Annotated in this window: 22 protein-coding genes; 2 read left to right on the top strand and 20 right to left on the bottom strand. The window is 74.3% G+C overall.

Annotated elements, in window-relative coordinates; genetic code table 11:
• Positions 1-38: 38 nt before the first annotated feature.
• Complete coding sequence (locus ACN9MS_RS08405; RefSeq protein WP_426311506.1) at positions 39-1,907, bottom strand: proline--tRNA ligase; 1,869 nt, start codon at positions 1,905-1,907, stop codon at positions 39-41.
• Between the two features lie 33 nt (positions 1,908-1,940).
• On the opposite strand from ACN9MS_RS08405, the gene ACN9MS_RS08400 reads away from it, so the two are divergent.
• Positions 1,941-2,864: an Fpg/Nei family DNA glycosylase gene (locus ACN9MS_RS08400; RefSeq protein WP_426311505.1), complete on the top strand. Its 924-nt coding sequence runs from the start codon at positions 1,941-1,943 to the stop codon at positions 2,862-2,864.
• An 18-nt stretch (positions 2,865-2,882) separates the two neighbouring features.
• On the opposite strand, the gene ACN9MS_RS08395 is transcribed toward ACN9MS_RS08400, so the two are convergent.
• The 12 genes from ACN9MS_RS08395 to rpsB all read right to left on the bottom strand — a co-directional run bounded on the left by ACN9MS_RS08395 (position 2,883) and on the right by rpsB (position 14,790).
• Positions 2,883-3,845 (bottom strand): GNAT family N-acetyltransferase, encoded by a 963-nt coding sequence (locus ACN9MS_RS08395; protein WP_426311504.1) that lies wholly within the window; start codon positions 3,843-3,845, stop codon positions 2,883-2,885.
• Between the two features lie 7 nt (positions 3,846-3,852).
• Positions 3,853-4,992 (bottom strand): flavodoxin-dependent (E)-4-hydroxy-3-methylbut-2-enyl-diphosphate synthase, encoded by a 1,140-nt coding sequence (gene ispG, locus ACN9MS_RS08390; protein ID WP_021482273.1) that lies wholly within the window; start codon positions 4,990-4,992, stop codon positions 3,853-3,855.
• 218 nt (positions 4,993-5,210) lie between these two features.
• On the bottom strand, positions 5,211-6,521 hold the full coding sequence (locus tag ACN9MS_RS08385) for a M50 family metallopeptidase (protein WP_426311503.1): 1,311 nt from the start codon (positions 6,519-6,521) through the stop codon (positions 5,211-5,213).
• A gap of 55 nt (positions 6,522-6,576) precedes the next feature.
• Positions 6,577-7,776: a 1-deoxy-D-xylulose-5-phosphate reductoisomerase gene (gene dxr / locus ACN9MS_RS08380; protein WP_426311502.1), complete on the bottom strand. Its 1,200-nt coding sequence runs from the start codon at positions 7,774-7,776 to the stop codon at positions 6,577-6,579.
• 58 nt (positions 7,777-7,834) lie between these two features.
• Positions 7,835-8,614, bottom strand: coding sequence for a class I SAM-dependent methyltransferase (locus ACN9MS_RS08375; protein WP_426311501.1), 780 nt, complete (start codon positions 8,612-8,614; stop codon positions 7,835-7,837).
• A gap of 25 nt (positions 8,615-8,639) precedes the next feature.
• Positions 8,640-9,191, bottom strand: coding sequence for a DivIVA domain-containing protein (locus tag ACN9MS_RS08370; RefSeq protein WP_426311500.1), 552 nt, complete (start codon positions 9,189-9,191; stop codon positions 8,640-8,642).
• Positions 9,188-10,279, bottom strand: coding sequence for a 23S rRNA (adenine(2503)-C(2))-methyltransferase RlmN (gene rlmN / locus ACN9MS_RS08365; protein ID WP_047232700.1), 1,092 nt, complete (start codon positions 10,277-10,279; stop codon positions 9,188-9,190). The genes ACN9MS_RS08370 and rlmN overlap by 4 nt, the downstream gene beginning before the upstream one ends.
• A gap of 125 nt (positions 10,280-10,404) precedes the next feature.
• Positions 10,405-11,262, bottom strand: coding sequence for a phosphatidate cytidylyltransferase (locus ACN9MS_RS08360; protein ID WP_378232426.1), 858 nt, complete (start codon positions 11,260-11,262; stop codon positions 10,405-10,407).
• A 32-nt stretch (positions 11,263-11,294) separates the two neighbouring features.
• Positions 11,295-11,852: a ribosome recycling factor gene (gene frr / locus ACN9MS_RS08355; RefSeq protein ID WP_277515627.1), complete on the bottom strand. Its 558-nt coding sequence runs from the start codon at positions 11,850-11,852 to the stop codon at positions 11,295-11,297.
• 75 nt (positions 11,853-11,927) lie between these two features.
• Complete coding sequence (gene pyrH, locus ACN9MS_RS08350) at positions 11,928-12,683, bottom strand: UMP kinase (RefSeq protein ID WP_378232425.1); 756 nt, start codon at positions 12,681-12,683, stop codon at positions 11,928-11,930.
• A gap of 159 nt (positions 12,684-12,842) precedes the next feature.
• Positions 12,843-13,682 (bottom strand): translation elongation factor Ts, encoded by an 840-nt coding sequence (gene tsf, locus ACN9MS_RS08345; protein ID WP_426311499.1) that lies wholly within the window; start codon positions 13,680-13,682, stop codon positions 12,843-12,845.
• A gap of 118 nt (positions 13,683-13,800) precedes the next feature.
• A complete protein-coding gene (gene rpsB, locus ACN9MS_RS08340) occupies positions 13,801-14,790 on the bottom strand; it encodes a 30S ribosomal protein S2 (protein ID WP_426311498.1) in 990 nt (329 codons plus the stop codon).
• Between the two features lie 433 nt (positions 14,791-15,223).
• Between rpsB and ACN9MS_RS08335 the strand changes: the two genes are divergently transcribed.
• Positions 15,224-15,799 (top strand): M23 family metallopeptidase, encoded by a 576-nt coding sequence (locus ACN9MS_RS08335; protein ID WP_426311497.1) that lies wholly within the window; start codon positions 15,224-15,226, stop codon positions 15,797-15,799.
• Between the two features lie 22 nt (positions 15,800-15,821).
• Here ACN9MS_RS08335 and ACN9MS_RS08330 read toward each other — a convergent pair whose 3' ends face one another.
• From ACN9MS_RS08330 to lepB, 7 genes are all read right to left on the bottom strand, one after another.
• A complete protein-coding gene (locus tag ACN9MS_RS08330; RefSeq protein ID WP_426311496.1) occupies positions 15,822-16,793 on the bottom strand; it encodes a tyrosine recombinase XerC in 972 nt (323 codons plus the stop codon).
• 92 nt (positions 16,794-16,885) lie between these two features.
• Positions 16,886-18,226 carry a DNA-processing protein DprA gene (gene dprA, locus ACN9MS_RS08325; RefSeq protein ID WP_426311495.1) on the bottom strand — a complete coding sequence of 447 codons (1,341 nt, stop codon included), beginning with the start codon at positions 18,224-18,226 and terminating at the stop codon, positions 16,886-16,888.
• Positions 18,219-19,757: a YifB family Mg chelatase-like AAA ATPase gene (locus tag ACN9MS_RS08320; protein ID WP_426311494.1), complete on the bottom strand. Its 1,539-nt coding sequence runs from the start codon at positions 19,755-19,757 to the stop codon at positions 18,219-18,221. Before ACN9MS_RS08320 ends, dprA begins: the two co-directional genes overlap by 8 nt.
• Entirely contained in the window at positions 19,757-20,116 is a 360-nt protein-coding gene (locus ACN9MS_RS08315; RefSeq protein ID WP_047232652.1) for a YraN family protein, read from the bottom strand. Before ACN9MS_RS08315 ends, ACN9MS_RS08320 begins: the two co-directional genes overlap by 1 nt.
• Positions 20,117-20,230: 114 nt before the next feature.
• Positions 20,231-20,530: a DUF2469 domain-containing protein gene (locus ACN9MS_RS08310; RefSeq protein WP_024840525.1), complete on the bottom strand. Its 300-nt coding sequence runs from the start codon at positions 20,528-20,530 to the stop codon at positions 20,231-20,233.
• Between the two features lie 37 nt (positions 20,531-20,567).
• Positions 20,568-21,302 (bottom strand): ribonuclease HII, encoded by a 735-nt coding sequence (locus ACN9MS_RS08305; protein ID WP_141390355.1) that lies wholly within the window; start codon positions 21,300-21,302, stop codon positions 20,568-20,570.
• A 131-nt stretch (positions 21,303-21,433) separates the two neighbouring features.
• Positions 21,434-22,237 carry a signal peptidase I gene (gene lepB, locus ACN9MS_RS08300; protein ID WP_426311493.1) on the bottom strand — a complete coding sequence of 268 codons (804 nt, stop codon included), beginning with the start codon at positions 22,235-22,237 and terminating at the stop codon, positions 21,434-21,436.
• Positions 22,238-22,312: the final 75 nt, after the last annotated feature.

Raw genomic sequence — 22,312 nt, 5'->3', positions numbered from 1 at the left:
CGAACCCGGACCGAGGGCGCCTCCGACGCTGCGTCGTGTCAGCCGAGGAGCTCGGCCACCCGCGCCGTGACGTGCTCGACGGCGTCCTCGACCGCGACCGGGACCGCCTCGCCCGCGCGCGGGCGGACCTCGACGACGCCGTCGGCGAGACCACGGCCCACGATGAGCAGCAGCGGCACGCCGAGGAGCTCGGCGTCCTTGAACTTCACACCGGGCGAGACCTTGGGGCGGTCGTCGTAGACCACCTCGACGCCCCGGGCGGCGAGCTCGGTCGCGAGGCGCTCGGCCGCGTCGAACACGCTCGCGTCCTTGCCCGTCGCGAGGACGTGCACGTGCGCGGGCGCGACGTGCGCGGGCCACGCGAGCCCGGCGTCGTCGTGGTTGGCCTCCGCGAGCGCCGCGAGGACGCGCGTCACGCCGATGCCGTACGACCCCATGGTCACGACGACCTGCTTGCCGTTCTCGTCGAGCACGGTGAGACCGAGCGCCTGGGCGTACTTGCGGCCGAGCGCGAAGATGTGGCCGATCTCGATCCCGCGGGCCAGCTCCAGCGGGCCCGACCCGTCGGGCGCGAGGTCGCCCGCGCGCACCTCGGCGGCCTCGACCGTGCCGTCGGCCGAGAAGTCGCGCTCGGCGACGAGGTCGAACACGTGCCGACCCGGCTCGTTCGCGCCGGTGATCCAGCGCGTGCCCGCGACGACGCGCGGGTCGAGCAGGTAGCGCACGGAGTGCCGCTCGGGCACCTCGCCCTCGGCGAGGTCCTCAGGGGCGTCCCGGCGGACGTTCGGGCCGAGCGCCTGCGGGCCGATGTAGCCCTTGACGAGCTCGGGGTGCGCGGCGAAGTCCGCGTCCGTCGCCGGCTCGACCTCGGCCGGCTCGAACGCCGCGCCGACGCGCTTGAGGTCGACCTCCCGGTCGCCGGGCAGCCCGACGACGACGACCTCGCGGCGGCCGTCGGGGTGCGTGACGGCGAGCACCACGTTCTTCAGCGTGTCTGCCGCGGTCCACGCACGGTCGGGGCGCGGGAAGCGGTCGTTCGAGAGGGCGACGAGCGAGTCGATCGTCGGGGTGTCCGGGGTGTCCTCGACGTGCGCCGCGGGCGCGCCGGCGTAGTCGACGTCCTCCGGGACGGGGGTCACGACCGCCTCGACGTTCGCCGCATACCCGCCGGGCGAGCGCACGAACGTGTCCTCGCCGATCGGCGTCGGGGTGAGGAACTCCTCGGAGCGCGAGCCACCCATCGCGCCCGACGTCGCGGCCACGATGACGTACTCGAGCCCGAGCCGGTCGAAGATGCGCCGGTACGCCGCGCGCTGCGCCTCGTACGAGCGCTCGAGGCCCTCGTCCGTCGTGTCGAACGAGTACGCGTCCTTCATGACGAACTCGCGCCCGCGGATGAGACCCGCGCGCGGACGCGCCTCGTCGCGGTACTTGGTCTGGATCTGGTAGATCGTCAGCGGCAGGTCCTTGTACGACGAGTACAGGTCCTTGACGAGGAGCGTGAACATCTCCTCGTGGGTCGGCGCGAGGAGGTAGTCGCCCTCTTTGCGGTCCTTGAGCCGGAAGATGTTGGGCCCGTACTCCGTCCAGCGGCCCGTCGCCTCGTACGGCTCCTTGGGCAGCAGCGCCGGGAAGTGCACCTCCTGCGCGCCTGCCGCGGCCATCTCCTCACGGACCACCTCCTCGACCTTGCGCAGCACGCGCAGGCCGAGCGGGAGCCAGGTGTAGATGCCGGGGGCGGCACGGCGGATGTAGCCCGCTCGCACGAGGAGCTTGTGGCTCGCGACCTCGGCGTCGGCCGGGTCCTCGCGCAGCGTCCGGACGAACAGGGTGGACAGGCGCAGGAGGTCGGCGCCCCGGACGCGGGTGGAGGCCGCGGCGGGCGCGCCGGACGTGACGGAAGACATGCGCCCCACCCTACCGGCGGGGAGGATGTCCCCATGCCCGAGCTGCCCGAGGTCGAGGCCCTGGTCCGGTTCCTCGACGACCGCGCGACCGGCCGCACCGTCGTCGCCGCCGACGTCGCCCAGATCGCCGCGCTCAAGACCTTCGACCCGCCCGTCGGCGCGCTCGTCGGGCGCGTCGTGACGGGCGCCCGGCGGCACGGCAAGTGGCTCGACCTCGTCCTCGCGCAGCCCGCGGACGGCCCGTCCGCGCCGGGGCCCGACGACGAGGTCCACCTCGTCTTCCACCTCGCCCGGGCCGGGTGGCTGCGGTGGTCGGAGAAGGCGCCGACGACGCCCGTGCGACCCCGGCTCGGCGGCAGCGGCGGCGGGAAGGCCGCGGTGCTCGCGCTGCGCGTGCGGTTCGACGACGGCTCGGGGTTCGACCTCACGGAGGCCGGAACACGCAAGCGGCTCGCGGTGCACGTCGTGCGGCACCCCGAGGAGGTCCGGGCCGTCGAGACGCTCGGGATCGAGCCGTTCGACCCGGGCTTCACCGCAGAGGCCCTCGGCGCGCTCATGGCCGCGCGCAACCAGCAGGTCAAGGGGCTGCTGCGCGACCAGTCGTCGATCGCCGGGATCGGCAACGCCTACTCCGACGACATCCTCCACGCGGCGCGCACGAGCCCTTTCAAGCTCACGCGCTCGTTCACGCCGGACGAGGTCGCCCGGGTGCACGCCGCCGTGGGCGAGGTGCTCGCCGAGGCCGTGGCGGCGTCGTCGGGCAAGCCGGCGGCCGAGCTCAAGGACGCCAAGCGCGCCGGGATGCGCGTCCACGGGCGCACCGGTCTGCCGTGCCCCGTGTGCGGGGACGCCGTGCGCGAGGTGAGCTTCGCCGACCGCAGCCTGCAGTACTGCGCCACGTGCCAGACGGGCGGTCAGGTGCTCGCCGACCGCCGGATGTCGCGCCTGCTCAAGTAGCGCGCAGGTCGCGAGCCCTCAGAAGAGCACCGTGGCGTAGGTACCGACCTGCTCGAACCCGACGCGGCGGTACGTCGCGAGCGCGCGGGTGTTGTAGTCGTTGACGTACAACGAGACGACCGGCGGGGCGACGCGGCGCGCCACCTCGGCCGGGGTGCCCTGGCGGGCGAGGTGCACGACGGCGGCCATCCCCGGCGCGGCCAGGCCCTGTCCGCGGTACCGCGGGTCGACCCACACGCCCTGCACCTGCGCGACGAGCGGCGTCACCGCGCCCAGCTCCGCCTTGAAGACGACGTGGGGCGCGCCGTCGCTCGCCGCGATCCGCACGAACGACCGGCCCGCGAGCACGAGCGACCGCACGCGCTCCTCGTAGGCGCGCCCCCCGCCCTCCACCGGCGAGTAGCCCACCTCCTCGGTGAACATGCGCACGCACGCCGGCAGGACGACGGGCGCCTCGGCGGCGACGGAGCGCCGCACGCCCGGGTCGGGCTCGACGTCCGGTTCACGGTCGATCGCCAGCGACGGCTGGTTCGCCCGGATCTCGCGCGGCGACGGCCAGTGCGGCGCGAGCAGCTCCCACAGCGCGAGGACGGCGTCGCGCTCGCCCACGACCGACGACGACCGTCGCCCTGCGTGCCGCGCGAGCACCGCGAACGCCGCGACCGCCGCGCGCGCCCGGTCGGGCTCGAGCGACACCGGGACGACCGGCACGAGGTTGGCGCCGGCCCAGCACACCGCCTCGAGCGGGCCGACGGCCGGGAAGCCCCAGGCCTGGCCGCCCGCCGCGTGCAGGCCCGCGTGCAGCGCGACCGCGAGCCGCGCGGCCGCGAGCGTGGAGGCGACCGGGTCGCCCGCGCACACCGCCAGCGCCTCCGGGACGTCCGCGTCGACGAGCACGCGCGCCCGAGGCCGCCCGCCGTCGCCGGCCTCGCCCCGCGCCCGAGGCCGCAGGGCCGGGACGGACGGGCGCCAGCGGCTCACGAGGGCGTCAGCCGACCGTGACGACCGGCGGGCCGGCCTGCGCGTCGTTCTCCGGCGTCATGGTCTCCGCGATGCGCAGCGCCTCCTCGATGAGCGTCTCCACGATCAGCGACTCCGGCACCGTCTTGACGACCTCGCCCTTGACGAAGATCTGCCCCTTGCCGTTGCCCGACGCGACGCCGAGGTCCGCCTCACGAGCCTCGCCCGGGCCGTTGACGACGCACCCCATGACCGCGACGCGGAGCGGCACCTCCATGCCCTCGAGCCCGGCGGTGACCTTCTCCGCGAGCGTGTACACGTCCACCTGGGCACGGCCGCACGAGGGGCACGAGACGATCTCGAGCTTGCGCGGGCGCAGGTTGAGCGCCTGGAGGATCTGGTTGCCGACCTTGACCTCCTCGACCGGGGGCGCCGACAGCGAGACGCGGATCGTGTCGCCGATGCCCTTGCTCAGCAGCGCGCCGAACGCCGTCGCCGACTTGATCGTGCCCTGGAACGCCGGGCCGGCCTCGGTCACGCCGAGGTGCAGCGGCCAGTCCCCCGCCTCGGCGAGCAGCTCGTACGCCCGGACCATGACGACCGGGTCGTTGTGCTTCACCGAGATCTTGAAGTCGTGGAAGCCGTGCTCCTCGAACAGCGACGCCTCCCACACGGCCGACTCGACGAGCGCCTCGGGCGTCGCCTTGCCGTACTTCGCGAGCAGGCGCGGGTCGAGCGAGCCGGCGTTCACGCCGATGCGCAGCGACACGCCCGCGTCCGACGCCGCCTTCGCGATCTCCTTGACCTGGTCGTCGAACTTGCGGATGTTGCCCGGGTTCACGCGCACCGCGGCGCAGCCCGCGTCGATCGCGGCGAACACGTACTTGGGCTGGAAGTGGATGTCCGCGATCACCGGGATCTGCGACTTCTTGGCGATCGCCGGCAGCGCGAGCGCGTCGTCCGCGCTGGGCACCGCGACGCGCACGATGTCGCAGCCCGACGCCGTGAGCTCCGCGATCTGCTGGAGCGTCGCGTTGATGTCCGTCGTCGGCGTCGTCGTCATCGACTGGACGCTGATCGGGGCGTCGCCGCCGACGTCCACCTTGCCGACCTTGATCTTGCGGCTCTTGCGTCGCGGGGCGAGGACCGGCGGCGGGGCGGCAGGCATTCCGAGACTGATGGGTACGCTCACGCCCCTAGTATCCCCCGTCGGCCGTCCGACGCCGCACGTCGGACCTGTCCGGGACGTCACCTTCCCGCTCGGTCCAGCACATCTTCGCGCGCCCTCCACGCACGCCTCCCGCCGAGGGAGAGCCTCCGGCGACGAGGTAGAGCGCGTCGAGTCCTCCGTCGCGACCGGAGGTCCTCCCTCACGGGCGCGGCCGGCTACGTGAGGCGGACGGGGTCGATGATGTCGGCGAGGATGAGGAGCGCGCCCACGCCGACGAGGACGACGAACATGACGTACGCGACGGGCATCATGCGGGCGAGGTCCGCCGGGCCGGGACGCGGGAGGCCGCGGACCCGCGCGACCGTGCGCTTGGCCCCCTCGTAGAGGGCGTTGACGACGTGCCCGCCGTCGAGCGGCAGGAGCGGGATGAGGTTGAAGACGAACAGCGCGACGTTGAGCGCCGCGAGCAGCATGAGCATCGTGACGACGCGGTCGAGGACCGGGCTCTCGGCCCCGGCGACGTCCACGGCGACCCGACCGACCCCGACGACGCTCATCACGGAGTCCTGACCGCGCGGCGCGTCGGTGAACGCGGCCTGGGCAGCCTCGTAGACCTTGACGGGGAGGGTGACGATGATCCCCGCCGTGCCGCTGACCTGCTGCCAGGTGGCCTCGGCGGCGACCCCGATCCCGGTAGGTTGCCGCTCGACCGTCGGGGTGAAGCCGACGAACCCGGCGGGCTCGGTCACCGGGGCTCCGGAGTCGTCCACGACGGGCGTCCCGTCCTCGGCGACGACCTGGCGCTCGACGTCGACCGGCGTGATGGTGAGGTCGACCTGCTCGCCGTCGCGCTCGACGACGACGGGCGTCACCTGCCCGGCCGAGCCGCGGATCATGCCGGAGAGCTGGTCCCAGGAGGAGACCTCCTCGCCGTCGAACGACACGACCGTGTCGCCCGGCTCCAGGCCAGCCGCGGCCGCGGGCGACGGGTCGGCGGTGGCGGCGCACTCCTCCTGCTCGGTCGCGACGACCGACGGGACGCACGCGGAGACGGATCCGACCGTGGTGGTGACGGCTGGCAGGCCGATACCGACGCACACGATCGCCATGAGCACGAACGCGATGAGGAGGTTCATGAAGGGTCCGCCGAGCATGACGACGACCTTCTTGGGCGCGGACAGGTTGTAGAACGCGCGGTGCTCCTCGCCGGGACGGATCTCCTCGGTGCTGGCGTCGCGCGCATCGGCGACGACCTGCGAGAAGAAGCCGTTGCCCCGCGGCCGGGCGCCGGCGGGCGCTGGCGGGTACATGCCGACGAGGCGGACGTAGCCGCCGAGCGGGATCGCCTTGAACCCGTACTCGGTCTCGCCCTTGGTGCGCGACCACAGGGTCGGGCCGAACCCGACCATGTACTGGCTGACGCGGACGCCGAACCTCTTCGCGGGCACCATGTGCCCGACCTCGTGCAGCGCGATCGAGACGACGATCCCGACCACGATCACGAGGATGCCGATCAGCGTCGCCATCGTTCCCTCTGCTCCTTCTCGGCCCGGGTGCTCGACGCGCCCGGACGGTTGCTCGTCACCGGTGGTCCAGGATCTCGTGCGCGCGGGCGCGCGCCCAGCTCTCGGCCTCCGCCACGTCGTCCAACGACACGGCGTCCGCGGGGGTTCCGTCGTGCGCCGCGAGCACGCGCTCGACCGTCGTCACGATGTCACCGAAACCTGCGCGTCCGCTGAGGAACGCCGCGACGGCCTCCTCGTTGGCCGCGTTGTACACGGCCGGGTGGGTCGCGCTCGCCGCGACGGCCGCGCGCGCGAGGTGCACCGCCGGGAACGCGGCGTCGTCGAGCGGCTCGAACGTCCACGACGTGGCGGCCGTCCAGTCGCACGGCGGGGTCACCGGGTCGAGCCTGTCGGGCCACGACAGCCCCAGCGCGATGGGCAGGCGCATGTCCGGGGGCGACGCCTGCGCGATCGTCGAGCCGTCGACGAACTCGACCATCGAGTGCACCACGGACTGCGGGTGCACGACGACGGTGATGTCGTCGGCGGGGACGTCGAACAGCAGGTGTGCCTCGATGAGCTCGAGGCCCTTGTTCATGAGGCTCGCGGAGTTCACGGTGACGACCGGCCCCATGGCCCAGGTCGGGTGCGCGAGCGCCTGCTCGACCGTCGCCGTCTTGACCTCGTCGGCGTCCCAGCCGCGGAAGGGGCCTCCGGAGGCGGTGAGGATCAGCCGGCGCACCTCGGCGCGCGTCCCGGAGCGCAGGCACTGCGCGATCGCCGAGTGCTCGGAGTCCACCGGGACGATCTGGTCCGAGCGCTGCTGGGCAGCGCGCACGAGCGCACCCCCCGCGACGAGCGACTCCTTGTTCGCGAGCGCGAGCGTCGACCCCGCACGCAGCGCGGCGAGCGTCGGGCCGAGGCCGACGGAGCCCGTGACGCCGTTGAGGACGACGTCGCTCCCCCGGCCGGCGAGCTCGGCCGCGGCGTCGGGTCCGGCGAGCACCTCAGGGACGTCCCCTCGGCCGGACACCGCCCTGACCAGCGCCGCCTCGAGCGCCGTCGCCCGGCTCTCGTCCGCGACCCCGACCGCACGCACCCCGAGATCTGCGGCCTGACGCGCGAGCAGGTCGACGTCGCCCCCGCCCGCCGAGAGCGCCTCGACGCGGAACCGGTCCGGATGGGTCCGGACGACGTCGATCGCCTGCGTGCCGATCGACCCGGTCGAGCCGAGGATCGTCACGGTGCGGGGGGTGCGAGCGGGACTGTCGGGCATGGCTCCCATCCTTCCAGGCCGCGGACGGTGCGCGGGCACCGCGCCGGTCGTGGCCCGGTCAGCGCGGGGCGGTCCACTCGAGCGTGTACCGGAAGAAGAGCCGACGGCGGACGCGCGCGCCGGGCAGGAGAGTCCGGGCCGTGCGCGCGACCTCGTCGACCGAGTGCTGCGGGTCCCGCACGGGCATGCCCGGCGCGTCGGGCCCGGCGTCGCCGGGCCGGGCTCGACGGGGGTGCTTCACGAGGCCCACGAGCGGGTTGAGGAGCGCGGACGCGACGTCGACCGCGAGGTCGCGTGCCGACGCCACGCGCGCGAGCCCGACGACGAGCAGGCGCCCGCCCGGGGCGAGCAGGCCACGGGCGTGCCGGAGCGCCTCGTCGAGGTCGAGGTGGTGCAGCACCGCGACCATCGTCACCGTGTCGTAGCCGCCGCCCTCGGGGCCGTCCGGACCCTCCTGCCGTCCCCGTGGGCCGGAGTCGTCGGGCGTGTGGACGCGGTCGGGGGTGCGGACGTCGTCGGGCGTGCGGACCTCGTCGAACCTCAGCAGCCGCACGATGACGGCGGGGTCCGGAGCGTGCCGCGCGCAGGCCTGGGCGACCATGCCGGCGTCGGCGTCGATCCCGTGGACCGCGTCCGCCCGGCGCCGGAGCCTGCCGAGGAGGACGCCCGCACCGCAGCCCACGTCGAGCACGACCCGGGCGTCGCGGGGCACGCGCCGCACGACCCAGCCGTGGTAGTGCTCGTTGTGGTTCCAGGGGTGCCGGGCGTTGACGTCGCTCAGCAACGACGCCGCACCCCGGACCAGCGGGTTCGAGGAGGTCCGGGGATCGAGGCTCACGCGCGTCGGGGAGGGCGGGACGTCGTCACTCGACGCCGAGCAGGACCTCGATGGCGCGGGCGAAGAACGCGTCGACCGGCCCCTCCGCGTAGCCGTCGCGACCGCGTGCGCGGCCGAACGTCGCGGAGCGGATCTCCGCCGCGGTGATCGGCACCTGCCGGTCGAAGTAGGCGACGAGCCGGTCGCACAGGTCGTCCACGTCGTCGACGTCGTACGCGGGCTTGCCGCGCTCCGCGAGCGCGAACTTCTCGCCGTCCGGCCGGCCCAGGCGGCCGTAGAGCGACCGGGCGCGCTCCGCGAGCGCGTTCATCCAGGCCTGCTGGCCGTGCGCGGCGACGTACTCCGCCCGCTGGCGCGCGATGAACGCACCCTCGAGACGGTCCAGCGCCGCGTCCACCTCGTGCGTGTCGTACCCACCGCGGACCAGATCGAAGACCGACGCCTGGATCTCGGTGCTCGTCAGGCGCTCCGGGACCCGGCCCTCGTACACGTCACGGGCGTGCTCGAAGAAGTCGTCGACCTCCTCGGGGTCGTACCCGTTCCGGGTCTTGCCGACCGTGGTGAACAGCGAACTCACTCGTCCTCCTCTGCAGCGAGCTGCCCGCAGGCGCCGTCGATGTCGCTGCCGCGGGTGTCACGGATCGTCGTCGGGATCCCGTGCCCGCGCAATCGTGCCACGAACTCCGCCTCGACGGCAGGGTCGCTGGCCGTCCAGATCGAGCCCGGGGTCGGGTTGAGCGGGATCGGGTTGACGTGCACCCAGCCGCGGCCGCGCGCATTGAGCTTCTCGCCGAGCAGGTCCGCGCGCCACGCGTGGTCGTTCATGTCCTTGATGAGTGCGTACTCGATGCTCACGCGCCGGCCCGTGACCTCGAAGTAGTGCCGCGCCGCGTCGAGCGTCTCGTCGACGCTCCACCGCGTGTTGATCGGGACGAGCTCGCTGCGCAGGTCGTCGTCGGGGGCGTGCAGCGACAGCGCGAGCGTCACCGGGATCCCCTCGTCGGCGAGCTTGCGCATCGCCGGGACGAGCCCGACCGTCGAGACGGTGATGTTGCGCGCCGACATGCCGAGACCGTCCGGGGCCGGCGCGACGAGGCGGCGCACGGTGCCCATGACGGCCTTGTAGTTGGCGAGCGGCTCGCCCATGCCCATGAACACGAGGTTGTTGAGCCGGGTCGCGCCGCCGGGGATCTCCCCATCCGCGAGCGACCGGGCCGCCGAGCGCACCTGCTCGACGATCTCGGCGACGGACAGGTTGCGCGTGAGGCCGAGCTGCCCGGTCGCGCAGAACGGGCACGCCATGCCGCAGCCCGCCTGGCTCGACACGCACAGCGTCGAGCGCTGCGGGTACCGCATGAGGACCGACTCGACCTTGGCGCCGTCGAAGAGGTGCCACAGCGTCTTGACGGTCGTCCCGCCGTCGGCCTCCATGCGGCGCGCCGCGGTGAGCAGCGGCGGGAAGAGCGCGTCCGTGAGCACGTCGCGCGTCGCCTTCGGCAGGTCCGTCATCGCCTCGGGGTCGCGCGTGAGGTGCGCGTAGTAGTGCGTCGCGAGCTGCTTGGCCCGGAACGGCTTCTCCCCCAGCTCGACGACGACGTCGCGCACCTCCTCGGGAGCGAGGTCGGCGAAGTGGCGCGGCGGCTTGCCGCGCCGGGGCGCGGTCATGACGAGCGGGAGCGGCTTCGACTCCGCGGAGGGGCGGACGGAACGGACGGTCATGAGGAGGTCCAAGCGTGGGGGGGTCGTGCGGACGGGTCGCACCGCGGTGCGGGCGGGTCGTCGGACGGCTGTCAGACGGCGAGCGCGAGGAGCACGTAGACGAACGGGGCGGTGAGGAGCATGGAGTCGAGCCGATCCAGGATGCCTCCGTGACCGGGCAGGAGCGACCCCATGTCCTTCAATTCTAGGTCGCGCTTGATCATCGACTCGGCGAGGTCGCCGATGGTGGCGGTGAGCGGGGCGAGGACGCCGAGCGCGACGCCCAGGAGGGGACTCGCCCCGAGGCCCACCACGGCCCCGACCACGCCGACCGCCGTCGCGAGCACGAACGAGCCCGCCAGCCCTTCCCAGGACTTCTTGGGGCTCACCGAGGGAGCCAGCGGGTGGCGCCCGAACAGGACGCCCGCGACGTAGCCACCGACGTCGTTCGCGACGGCGAGCAGGATGAAGATCAGGACCCGGACGCGCCCGTCGGGGGCGGCGAGCATGAGCATGACGAACCCCGCCATGAACGGCAGGTACGCCGCCGCGAACGTCGCCGCGGCGGCGTCGCGCACCGCGGCGGTCCCCGACCCGTCGATGACCCGCCACACGACGGCGCCCGCGACCGTGAGCATGAAGGAGACGAGCAGCGCCTCGGGGCCCGAGTAGTACGAGGAGACGAGGATGCCCACCGTGCCCACGAGGAGCGGGAGGAGCGGAAGGTGCAGCTCGCGGCGCTTGAACGCCTGCGCGAGCTCCCACAGCGCGGCGCCGACCGCCACGGTCGCGAGCAGCACGAAGAACTCGGGCCGGAAGGCGAGGCTCGCCGCGACGAGCGCGAGCAGGCCGAGGCCCACCGCGATCGCCACGGGGAGGTTGCGGCCCGCCTTGGGGGCGCGCGCCGCGGAGGTGCTGTCGCCGGCGGCCGTCGGAGAGGTGTCGGTCATCGGTGCGTGGAGGAGCTCGCCGGACGAGGCGCTCAGACCTCGAGCAGCTCGCTCTCCTTGCCCGCGAGCAGCACGTCGACCTGGTCCACGTGCGCCTTGGTGAGGGACTCGAGCTCCTTCTCGGCGCGCCCGACCTCGTCCTCGCCGGCCTCGCCGTCGCGCGCGATGCGGTCCAGCTCCTCCTTGGCCCGACGACGCACGTTGCGGATCGAGACGCGCGAGTCCTCGGCCTTCGACTTCGCGAGCTTCACGAAGTCACGGCGACGCTCCTCCGTGAGGGCGGGCAGCACGACGCGGATGACGTTGCCGTCGTTGGACGGGTTCACGCCGAGGTCGGAGTCGCGCAGCGACTTCTCGACGGCCGTGATCGAGCTCTTGTCGAACGGCGAGACGAGGATCGTGCGCGCCTCGGTCACCGTGAACGACGCGAGCTGCTGCAACGGCGTCGGCGCACCGTAGTAGTCGACCGTGATCTTGTTGAACATCGCGGCGTTCGCACGGCCCGTGCGGATCGCGGCGAAGTCCTCCTTGGCCACCTCGACGGCCTTGTCCATCTTCTCCTCGGCCTCGAGGAGGGTCTCGTCGATCACCAGTGCTCCTTCGTCGTTCGTCGTGGGTCGGTCCGTGCGGTCGCGGCCGGGGTCACCGGCGTCGGCGCACCGATGTCAGTCGGTCGTGACCAGTGTGCCAATATTCTCGCCGACCAGGGCGCGCGTGACGTTCCCCGGCTCGCTCATGCCGAAGACGCGCATCCGCACGTCGTTGTCCCGGCACAGGCTCAGCGCCGTCGCGTCCATGACCCCGAGGTCGTTGACGAGCGCGTCGGTGTACGTGAGATGGTCGAGCTTCGTCGCCGAGGGGTCCTTGCGCGGGTCGGCCGTGTACACGCCGTCCACGCCGTTCTTGCCCATGAGGACCTCCTGGCAGTGCGTCTCGAGGGCGCGCTGCACGGAGACCGTGTCGGTCGAGAAGTAGGGCATGCCGGCGCCGGCGCCGAAGATGACGACGCGGCCCTTCTCGAGGTGGCGGATCGCCCGCAGCGGGATGTACGGCTCGGCGACCTGGCCCATGGTGATGGCGGTCTGCACGCGCGTCTTCACCCCCGCCTGCTCGAGGAAGTCCTGGAGCGCGAGGCAGTTCATGACGGTGCCGAGCATGCCCATGTAGTCGGCGCGCGCGCGGTCCAGACCGCGCTGGGAGAGCTCGGCGCCACGGAAGAAGTTCCCGCCGCCGACGACGATCGCGACCTGCACGCCCTGGGCGACCGCAGCCGCGATCTCCTGGGCGACGCGCTGGACGACGTCGGGCGCCAGACCGATCTGCCCGCCGCCGAACGTCTCGCCCGACAGCTTGAGGAGCACCCGCCGGTGCTCGGTCCCCTCGCGGGGCGTGGTCTGCTCGCCTGCCGTCACTGTCGACACCTGTCCTTCGTCCTGGCCCGGTGGGGCGGGGTGGTCCTGCTCCGCCGTCGTCCCACCCGATGGTGCGGCACGACGCCGGTCGTCGCGCGCCCGGGGGCGGGTGCGCGGTCGGCCCGGTCCCGTCGCCGCACGGGCGACGGGACCGGGCCGACGGGGGCGTCAGGCGCCGACGCGGTACCGCACGAACTCGGTGATGGAGCCACCGGCCTCGGAGACGACCTGGCCGACCGTCTTCTTGGGGTCCTTCGCGAGCGGCTGGTCGACGAGGACGACGTCCTTGAAGAAGCCGTTCAGGCGACCCTCGACGATCTTCGGCAGCGCGGCCTCGGGCTTGCCCTCGTTGCGCGAGGTCTCCTCGGCGATGCGGCGCTCGTTCTCGACCGTGTCAGCCGGGACCTCGTCGCGCGAGAGGTACGTCGGGGACATCGCGGCGACGTGCTGCGCGACGTCCTTCGCGACGGCCTCGCCCGCGGCGTCCGTGGCGACGACGACGCCGATCGACGGCGGCAGGTCGCGCGCGGTGCGGTGCAGGTACGCGGTGACGCGCTCGCCCGCGACGCGGGTCACGCGGCGCAGGACGATCTTCTCGCCGAGCGTCGCGGCCTGGTTGTCGATGACCTGCTGGACGGTCTCGCCGTCAGCGTCCGCGGCGAGCGCCGCGTCGGCGTCGCGCGCACCGGCCTCGGCCGCGGCCTTGAGGACGCGGTCCGCGAGGGAGATGAACGTCTCGTTCTTGGCGACGAAGTCCGTCTCGGAGTTGAGCTCGATGAGCGTCGCGACCTGGCCACCCTCGGTGTCGCGGATGTCGACGGCGATGAGGCCCTCGGAGGTCGAGCGGCCCTCGCGCTTGGCGACGCCCTTCAGGCCCTTGACGCGGATGAGCTCGAGCGCCTTCTCCGCGTCGCCGTCCGCCTCGTCGAGAGCCTTCTTGACGTCGAGCATGCCGGCGCCGGTGCGCTCGCGCAGCGCCTTGATGTCAGCGGCGGTGTAGTTCGCCATGGTGGTTCCTCACTCGTGGTTCGTCACGGGTACGTGCTGGGGGCACCGTGGCGGTGCCCGGTGCGCCGGTGGGACGGCACGGGGTGCGTGGCGGTCGCCCGCCACGCACCCCGGGACGTCACTTGGTCTCGTCGGCCTCGGCCTCGGCGTCGGCGACCACGGCCTCCGCGTCGGCGACCGCAGCGACCTCGGCAGCAGCCTCGGCCACGACCTCGGCGGCGTCGTCGCCAGGCTCCTCGGCGGCGACCTCGGCAGCAGCCTCGGCGACCTCCTCGGCCGCAGCGGCCTCGACGTTCGCCTCGGCGGCGGTCTCGTCGGCCTCGAGCTGCTTCTCGGCACCGGCGAGGAGCTCGCGCTCCCACTCGGCCAGCGGCTCGGCCTCGGCGCCCGCCTCGGCCTCGGCGCCGGAGCGGCCGGAGTGACGCTGGAGCAGACCCTCGGCGGCGGCGTCCGCGATCACGCGCGTGAGCAGCGTGACGGAGCGGATGGCGTCGTCGTTGCCGGGGATCTTGTAGTCCACGACGTCGGGGTCGCAGTTCGTGTCGAGGATCGCGACGATCGGGATGTTGAGCTTGCGCGCCTCGTCGACCGCGAGGTGCTCCTTGTTCGTGTCGACGATCCACACGGCGGAGGGGACCTTCGCCATGTCGCGGATGCCGCCGAGCGTGCGGGCGAGCTTGTCCTTCTCGCGGCGCAGGACGAGGAGCTCCTTCTTGGTCAGGCCGGAGCCCGCGACGTCGTCGAAGTCGATCTCCTCGAGCTCCTTGAGGCGCTGGAGACGCTTGTGCACCGTGGTGAAGTTGGTGAGCATGCCGCCGAGCCAGCGGTGGTTCACGTAGGGCATGCCGACGCGCGCGGCCTGCTCGGCCACGGGCTCCTGGGCCTGCTTCTTGGTGCCGACGAACAGGATGGAGCCGCCGTGCGCGACGGTCTCCTTGACGAACTCGTACGCGCGGTCGATGTACGACAGCGACTGCTGGAGGTCGACGATGTAGATGCCGTTGCGCTCGGTGAAGATGAAGCGCTTCATCTTCGGGTTCCAACGGCGGGTCTGGTGCCCGAAGTGGACACCGCTCTCGAGGAGCTGGCGCATGGTCACGACGGCCATGACACGTCCTTTCGCCGTGCGGCCCGGGATCCACCCGGTGCGCGCACGCTTCTGGCGGCCCCTCCCGGAGGACGGACCGCGGTGCGGTTGTCGGTGACGACCCTGGTGGTCGCACCCCTGGCGCCACCCGTGCCGACGCCTGCGACGCACCGCTCGAGCAGGTGCGGGCAGGACCGACGCCGGACGCGGCCCCGCCCGGACCGGCAGAGCCGGGAGGACGGGCGAGGACGTGACGCGCGAAGTCGACCGGCTCCGTCCTCGGCCGAGGTGATCACCTCGGGCCGGGCACGGCGAACGCGCCGGTCGCAGCGGCAAGTCTACCCGACGGCAGGGCCGACCACAGCCGCCGGCCGCGGGCGCCGCCGGGGCCCGTCGTCCACAGGCCGCGGCACCTGGCCGCCCGACGCGGGCCCGCGTCCGGCACGCTGGCGCGATGGCTCACGACCGTACCCCTGCGACGACCCGACCACGTGCGGTCGCCCTCGTGCTGTCCGCGCTCCTGCTCGTCCTCCCCCAGGCGGCGTCCGCCACGCCGGGCGGGAGTCCCGAGGTCGCCTCGGCCGCGCCCTCCGGCTGGGTGCCGCCGCTCGACCGCGCACCCGACGCGCTCGGCGTGCTCGCGCCGTTCGACCCGCCACTGCAGAACTGGCTCCCCGGGCACCGGGGCGTCGACCTCGCCGCCGCCGCCGGGGAGCCCGTCCGGGCCCCGTCGGCCGGGGTGGTCACGTTCGCCGGGCCCGTCGCGGGCCGCGACGTGGTCGTGGTCACGCACGACGACGGCCTGCGCACGTCGCTCGAGCCGGTCATCGGTACGGCACCTCGGGGGACGCGCGTCGCCGCGGGGGACGTCGTCGGGACCGTGCAGGGCTCCGACGGCGAGGCCGTCGCGAGCCACTGCGCGGGCGCTTGCGTGCACTGGGGCGTACGGCGGGGCGAGCGTTACGTCGACCCGCTCGCGCTGCTGGGCGAGCGTCCCGCGATCGTGCTGCTCCCGCTCGGGGAGCCGTGACCGGACGACGGCGACCCGGGGCTCAGGCGCGCGGGAAGGCCTGCTCGAACGAGCTGCGCAGCCGCTCGGCCGTCACGTGGGTGTAGCGCTGCGTCGTCGCGAGCGACGAGTGCCCGAGGATCTCCTGCACGCTGCGCAGGTCCGACCCGCCGGCGAGCAGGTGCGTCGCGGCGCTGTGCCGCAGATCGTGGGGGGCGACGTCGTCGACCCCGGCCGCGAGCGCGAGGCGGTGCACGACGTCGCGCACCTGCCGCTGACCCCACCGACCGCCCCGGTCCCCGACGAGGAGCGCGGCGCCCGACCGCTCCGTGACGAGCGCCGGCCGACCCGTGTCCAGCCACCGGGTCACGGCCCGAGCAGCCGGGACGCCGAACGGCACGACCCGCTCCTTGTCGCCCTTGCCGAGCACCCGGACGACCCGCTGCGACAGGTCCACGTCGTCCACGTCGATCCCCGCGAGCTCGCCCACGCGGATCCCCGCCCCGTACAGCAGCTCGGCGGCCGCCCACTCGCGCAACCGGGCCGGCTCGCCCTCCCCCGCCGCCTCCCGGGCGGCGTCGAGCAGCCGGCCGGCGGCGTCGGCCGTGAGCACGGTCGGCAGGGTGCGCGGGACGCGCGGGCTCGCGAGCCGTGCCGCCGGGTCCGCCGCGACCACGCCCGTCCGCCGTGCCCAGTCGAAGAACGCCCGCGCGGCGGCGCCGCGGCGTGCGAGCGTCGCGCGGGCGAGCCCGCGCTCCGACTGCTCCGTCAGCCACGCGCGCAGGGCGGCGAGGTCGACGTCCTGCGGCGACGTCGCGCCGTGCCGGGCGGCATGGCCCAGCAGCGCCTCGACGTCGCCCGTGTACGCACGCACGGTGTGCGCGGACGAACCCTGCGCGACCTCGAGATGGGTCCCGAAGTCCGCGAGCGCCGCGTCGAGCGCCGGCGGCAGGGCGTCGGGCCGGTGCTCGTCCGACAGGTCGGCGGAGTCGTCGGGACGGGTCGAGCGGGTCATTCCGCCAGTCTCGCGCGCGGGACCGCAGGACCGCCGGAGGCGCTCCGGCCGCCCCCCTCCGCCCGCCGCCGTGACTCGTCCGACTGACCTCCTCACCCCGCGCGGACGCGCCGCCATCCGCCGGGCGTCCGCTCGGCGAGGCCGCGGATCTCGAGCCGTCCGAGGGCACCGACGGCCTCCGAGACGGCGAGCCCCGCCGACCGGGCGACCGCGTCCGTCGGCGCCCCCGAGCGCAGCGGCAGGGCGTCCCACGTCCGCGTCTCGACGGCGTCGAGACCGTCGTACGCGGCGTCGCGGGGCGCCCTGCGCGTCCCGGCGGCCGGCGCCGCCGGCGCCGCGTCCCGCGCCAGCGCCCCTGCCAGCTCCGCCACCTCGTCGGCGTCGGTGACGCACACGGCGGCACCGTCGCGCAGGAGCCGGTGGCAGCCGGTCGACGCCATGGAGGTCACGGGTCCGGGGACGGCGCCGACCGGTCGGGAGAGCTCGGCGGCGCGCACCGCCGTGCTCAGCGACCCGGAGCGCCAGGCCGCCTCCACGACCACGGTCGCACCCGCGAACGCCGCGATGAGCCGGTTGCGCAGGAGGAAGCGGACCCGGCTGGGCACGGAGCCCGGCGGGACCTCCGACACCACGGCGCCGCCCGTACCCACGACGGCCCGGAGGAGCTCGGTGTTGCCGACCGGGTAGAGCCGGTCCACCCCACCGGCGAGGAACGCGACCGTCGGGGCGGACGACACCAGCGCGGCGCGATGCGCCGCGGCGTCGATGCCGTACGCCCCTCCGGAGACGACCGTGAACCCACGCGCCGCGAGTCCCGAGGCGATCTCCCCCGTCACGTGGCGCCCGTAGTCCGTGCAGGCGCGCGCCCCCACCACCGCCACGGACCGTGCGGCGAGCTCCGCCAGGCGGTCCGACCCCCGGACCCACAGCGCGAGCGGACGGACCGCACCGAGGTCGTCGAGGGCCGTCGGCCAGCCCGGGTCGCCCGGGACGACGAGCGAGCCGTCCAGGCGGTGCAGCACGTGGAGCTCGCGGCGCGGGTCGAGGCCGTCGAGCCGCGGTGCCCAGCGCGCGACGGCGCGCAAGAGCCGCGCGACGGGCCCGCTCCGTGGGTCGCGGACGGGCGCGCGCCCGTCGTCGGTCGGCACCGCAGCACCGATCCCGGTCACCCCGAGCAGCCCGTCCAGCCCCTCTCGCTCGTCGCCGAAGTCCTCCGCGAGTCCGACGAGCGACCGGCGTGCCCGCGCCGGGTCGTTCACCGCCTCGACGAGCCAGGCGAGCGCTGCCGAGGCCCCGAGCTGTTCGACGAGCGCGACCGCGACCTCGTCCCCCGGCTCCGCCAGGCGTGACCACGCCGCCCGGGCGAGCCGGTCGTCGGTGACGTCGAACACCGGGCGCACGGGTGTCGTCGGGCCCGACCGGCGCTCAGCCACGGTAGCCCCGCGTCCGGAGCGCGAGGCCGGCCCCGACGTCCGCGCGCGTGGGCGCGGCGTGCCCGGCGAGGTCGGCGACGGTCCAGGCGAGACGCAGCACGCGGTCCGCTCCCCGCAGGCTCAGGGTGCCCCGGTCGAGCGCGGTGTCGACGTCCGTCAGGAGGCCTGGGTCGGGCCCGAGCCGGTCGCGCAGCCAGGTGCCGGGCACCTCGGCGTTCGTCCGCCACGGCGTACCCGCCAGGCGCGCGGACGCCGTCTCCCGGGCGGCGGCGACGCGACGCGCGACCGCGACGCTCGGCTCTGGCTGCGCGGCGCCGGCCCGCTCGACCCGGGTGACGGGCCGGACCTCGACCTGGACGTCGACCCGGTCGAGGAGCGGACCGGACAGCCGGCCGAAGTAACGGCGCTGCGCGACGGGCGAGCACGTGCACTCGAGACCCTTCCCGACGCCCTTGCCGCAGGGGCAGGGGTTGGCGGCGAGCACGAGCTGGAAGCGCGCGGGGTAGCGGGCCGTCCCTCCCGCACGGTGGATCACGAGCTCGCCGTGCTCGAGCGGCTGACGCAGGGTCTGGAGCACGCGCGCTCCGAACTCCGGCGCCTCGTCCAGGAAGAGGACACCACGATGGGCGCGCGACGCGGCGCCGGGCCGGGGCAGGCCGCTGCCACCCCCGACGATCGCCGCGGGGGTGGCCGTGTGGTGCGGGTCCTCGTACGGCGGGCGGCGCACGAGCCCGGTCCCGGGATCGAACACCCCGGCCACCGAGTGCACGGCCGTCACCTCGACGGCCTCGCCCTCCGTGAGGTCGGGCAGGATCCCGGGCAGCCGCGACGCGAGCATCGTCTTGCCCGCACCCGGCGCCCCGACGAGCAGCAGGTGATGACCTCCCGCGGCCGCGACCTCGAGCGCGTGCCGGGCCTCGTCCTGACCCACGACGTCCGCGAGGTCCCCCTGCTGCGGGCGCACCGCGGCAGGCCGCGGCACGACGACGGGGGACGCGGCACCGCCCGGGTCGTCGAGCGACGCTCCGTGGAGCCGGGCGACGTCCGCGAGGGTCGTCGCCCCGACGACACGCGCACCGGGGACCAGCCGGGCCTCCTCGACGTCGGCCGCCGGAACGACGACCTCCCGGAACCCCGCGGCGACGGCCGCCGCCACCGCGGGCAGGACGCCGCGCACGGGCTGGAGGCGGCCGTCGAGGCCCAGCTCGCCGAGGTGCACCACGTCTTCCACCGCGCGCACCGGGACGACCTGGGCGCCGGCGAGGAGCGCGACCGCGATCGCGAGGTCGAAGCCCGTGCCGGACTTGGGGAGCGCGGCGGGCGAGAGGTTGATCGTGACCTTGCGCTGCGGCCACGGGATGCCCGACGACGTGACGGCCGCACGCACGCGGTCCCTCGACTCGCTGAGCGCCGCGTCCGGGAGCCCGACGAGCACGAACCCGGGCACCGAGGCCGCGAGGTGCGCCTGCACCTCGACGACATGGCCCGACAGCCCGACGAGCGCGACGGCGCGGGTCGTGCCGAGGCCCATCAGGCGCTCACCCCGACGAGGTGCTCCACCTGCGCGGCGCCCGCCCGCGCCACGAGCACGGCGACGACGTCGATGCGGACCGACCGCGCGCGCACGTCGTGGGTCGCGAGCCACTCCCCCGTGAGCCGCCGCAGGCGACCGAGCTTCGCGGGCGTCACGGCCTGGGCGGGGTGCCCGAAGCCGGTGCCACGACGCGTCTTCACCTCGACGGCGACCAGCACGTCCCCGTCGAGCGCGACGACGTCGAGCTCGCCGCGCGTCCCGCGCCAGTTGCGGTCGAGCAGGGTCCATCCCGCCTCGACCAGGTGGGCCGCTGCCACCCTCTCCCCGTACCGCCCGACGGCGTCCTTCGCTCCCATGGGCTCACCTCCGTCGCCCACCGTGGGCGACGGGGAGGACGCGGCGCCAGAGACCCGCGACCGCCTGTGGACGGGACCGTCAGGAAGCCGGCCTGTGTACGGCCAGGACCCTGGTCAGAGCTGGAGCTCAGCCTTCGCGAGCTCCTCGACGTTGACGTCCTTGAAGGTCACGACGCGCACCGACTTCACGAACCGTGCCGACCGGTACACGTCCCACACCCACGCGTCGGCGAGCCGCAGCTCGAAGTACACCTCTCCCGCGGCGGAACGCACCTGGAGGTCCACCTGGTTCGCCAGGTAGAAGCGACGTTCGGTCTCCACCACGTACGAGAACAGGCCCACCACGTCGCGGTACTCGCGGTACAGCGCGAGCTCCATCTCGGTCTCGTAGTTCTCGAGGTCTTCGGCGCTCACGCCTCCATCATGGACCATCGAGCGCTCGGCGCCCGCCTCAGCTCGTGGGCAGGGCGGCGTCCGGGTCGAGCTCGAGGACGTCCACGGGTTCCCCGTACGCGGGGGTGTCGAGACCCTCGTCCCCCCGCTCGGGCAGCCGCCAGGACCGGCGGTGCTGCGGCGTCGGGCCGTGCTCGCGCAGGGCCTCGACGTGCGCCGCCGCGCCGTAGCCCTTGTTCTGGTCCCACCCGAAGGCCGGGTACTGCCGCGCGAGGCTGGTCATGAGGCCGTCGCGCTCGGTCTTCGCGAGGACGCTCGCCGCGGCGACCGAGGCGCACTGGAGGTCGGCCTTGACCAGCGTGCGCACCCGCGGGTCGACGAGCCGCTCGTCGTCGTGCGGGTCGAGGTCGAACGCCTCGAAGAGGTCCACCGCCGAGGGGCGGCTGAGCCAGTCGTGCTTGCCGTCCAGGAGGACGGCGTCGACGTCGCCGACCGTGCGGCGCACCTGGGCGAGCGCGCGGCGGCCCGCGAGGCGCAGCGCACCGACGATGCCGTGCGCGTCGATCTCGGCGGGACCGGCGTGGCCCACGGCCCAGGCGACGGACCACGCGCGCGCGAGCGGCACGAGGGCCTCCCGCGCGGCCGCGGTGAGGAGCTTGGAGTCGGTGAGCCCGGGAGGGCAGGGCTTCGTCGCGAGGTCGACGACCACGACGCCCACCGAGACCGGTCCGGCGAGCGCCCCGCGACCGACCTCGTCCATCCCGGCGACGAGCCGGGCGCCGTCGCGCAGCATCGCGCGCTCCTGCCGGAGGTCCGGGCGGCGCCGCGCAGGGGCACGACGCACGCGCGCCGGGGCGGCGGCCACGGGCGCGGCGGGCGCCGAGGCCGGCACGGGACCGGCGGGAGGAGCTACCGCGTCCAGCGTCACGGCTCCACCTCGGGGACGTCGGCGAACACGTCGCCGGGGTTGCGCAGCAGGCCGAGGTGGGACAGCGGCCAGACCTTGACGAACGCCGTCCCGACGACGTTGCCCATCGGCACGAACCCGCCGCCGGGCTTGCCCGTGTTGTAGCGCGAGTCCGCCGAGTTCTGCCGGTTGTCGCCCATGACGAACAACATGTCCTCGGGCACCGTCCGGTCGAACGGGTCCTGGCTGGGGATCGAGCCGGGCTTGATGTAGGTCTCGTCGATCGACACCCCGTTGACGCTCACGCGACCTTCCGCGTCGCAGCACACCACGTGGTCTCCCGGCGTGCCGATCACCCGCTTGATGAGGTGCTCACCGGTGTCCTGCGGCAGCAGGCCGATGAAGGTCAGCGCCGCGCGCACCGCCTCCGACACCGGGCTCTCGGCCTGCGGCACCGGCGGCGGCAACCACCCGCCCGGGTCCTTGAACACCACGACGTCCCCCCGGTGCACGTCGAACGCGCCCGGCACGAGCCGGGACACCATCACCCGGTCACCCTCGACCAGCGTGTCCTCCATCGACGCGCTCGGGATGAAGAACGCCTGCACCAGGAACGTCTTGATGAGCAACGACAGCACCAGCGCGCTGACCACGATGATCGCCGTCTCGCGCAGCAGCGACGACTTCCGCGCCGGACGCTCCGTCCGGGACGTGGCGAGGTGCTGCCCGTGCGGGGACTCCCCGTCGTCCCGAGGGCCGAGCGCCTCACGCTCGGTGCCGGCGTCGGGATGCGGGCCGCGGGGCGGGGCGCTGTCGGTCACGCGTTCACAATGCCACCTCCTGCCGACTTCCGAGAAACGGACCGGCCCTCGGACCGTGCGCCCGGGGACGACGAC

This window comes from Cellulosimicrobium sp. E-16, assembly GCF_049913115.1.
GTDB lineage: Bacteria > Actinomycetota > Actinomycetes > Actinomycetales > Cellulomonadaceae > Cellulosimicrobium.
The sequence above is the reverse complement of the archived record's forward strand: the minus strand, read 5'-3'. Positions and strand labels throughout refer to the sequence as shown.

What these genes read in the sequence shown, in the direction of transcription:
- ACN9MS_RS08305 (WP_141390355.1), bottom strand. Translation starts at nt 21,302, where the DNA reads ATGCTGCGCGACGGCGCCCGGCTCGTCGCCGGGATGGACGAGGTCGGT.
- rlmN (WP_047232700.1), bottom strand. Translation starts at nt 10,279, where the DNA reads ATGACCGCGCCCCGGCGCGGCAAGCCGCCGCGCCACTTCGCCGACCTC.
- ACN9MS_RS08385 (WP_426311503.1), bottom strand. Translation starts at nt 6,521, where the DNA reads ATGGCGACGCTGATCGGCATCCTCGTGATCGTGGTCGGGATCGTCGTC.
- ACN9MS_RS08360 (WP_378232426.1), bottom strand. Translation starts at nt 11,262, where the DNA reads ATGACCGACACCTCTCCGACGGCCGCCGGCGACAGCACCTCCGCGGCG.
- ACN9MS_RS08400 (WP_426311505.1), top strand. Translation starts at nt 1,941, where the DNA reads ATGCCCGAGCTGCCCGAGGTCGAGGCCCTGGTCCGGTTCCTCGACGAC.
- dxr (WP_426311502.1), bottom strand. Translation starts at nt 7,776, where the DNA reads ATGCCCGACAGTCCCGCTCGCACCCCCCGCACCGTGACGATCCTCGGC.
- ACN9MS_RS08330 (WP_426311496.1), bottom strand. Translation starts at nt 16,793, where the DNA reads ATGACCCGCTCGACCCGTCCCGACGACTCCGCCGACCTGTCGGACGAG.
- ACN9MS_RS08315 (WP_047232652.1), bottom strand. Translation starts at nt 20,116, where the DNA reads ATGGGAGCGAAGGACGCCGTCGGGCGGTACGGGGAGAGGGTGGCAGCG.
- ACN9MS_RS08405 (WP_426311506.1), bottom strand. Translation starts at nt 1,907, where the DNA reads ATGTCTTCCGTCACGTCCGGCGCGCCCGCCGCGGCCTCCACCCGCGTC.
- ispG (WP_021482273.1), bottom strand. Translation starts at nt 4,992, where the DNA reads ATGCCTGCCGCCCCGCCGCCGGTCCTCGCCCCGCGACGCAAGAGCCGC.
- tsf (WP_426311499.1), bottom strand. Translation starts at nt 13,682, where the DNA reads ATGGCGAACTACACCGCCGCTGACATCAAGGCGCTGCGCGAGCGCACC.
- rpsB (WP_426311498.1), bottom strand. Translation starts at nt 14,790, where the DNA reads ATGGCCGTCGTGACCATGCGCCAGCTCCTCGAGAGCGGTGTCCACTTC.
- ACN9MS_RS08335 (WP_426311497.1), top strand. Translation starts at nt 15,224, where the DNA reads ATGGCTCACGACCGTACCCCTGCGACGACCCGACCACGTGCGGTCGCC.
- ACN9MS_RS08320 (WP_426311494.1), bottom strand. Translation starts at nt 19,757, where the DNA reads ATGGGCCTCGGCACGACCCGCGCCGTCGCGCTCGTCGGGCTGTCGGGC.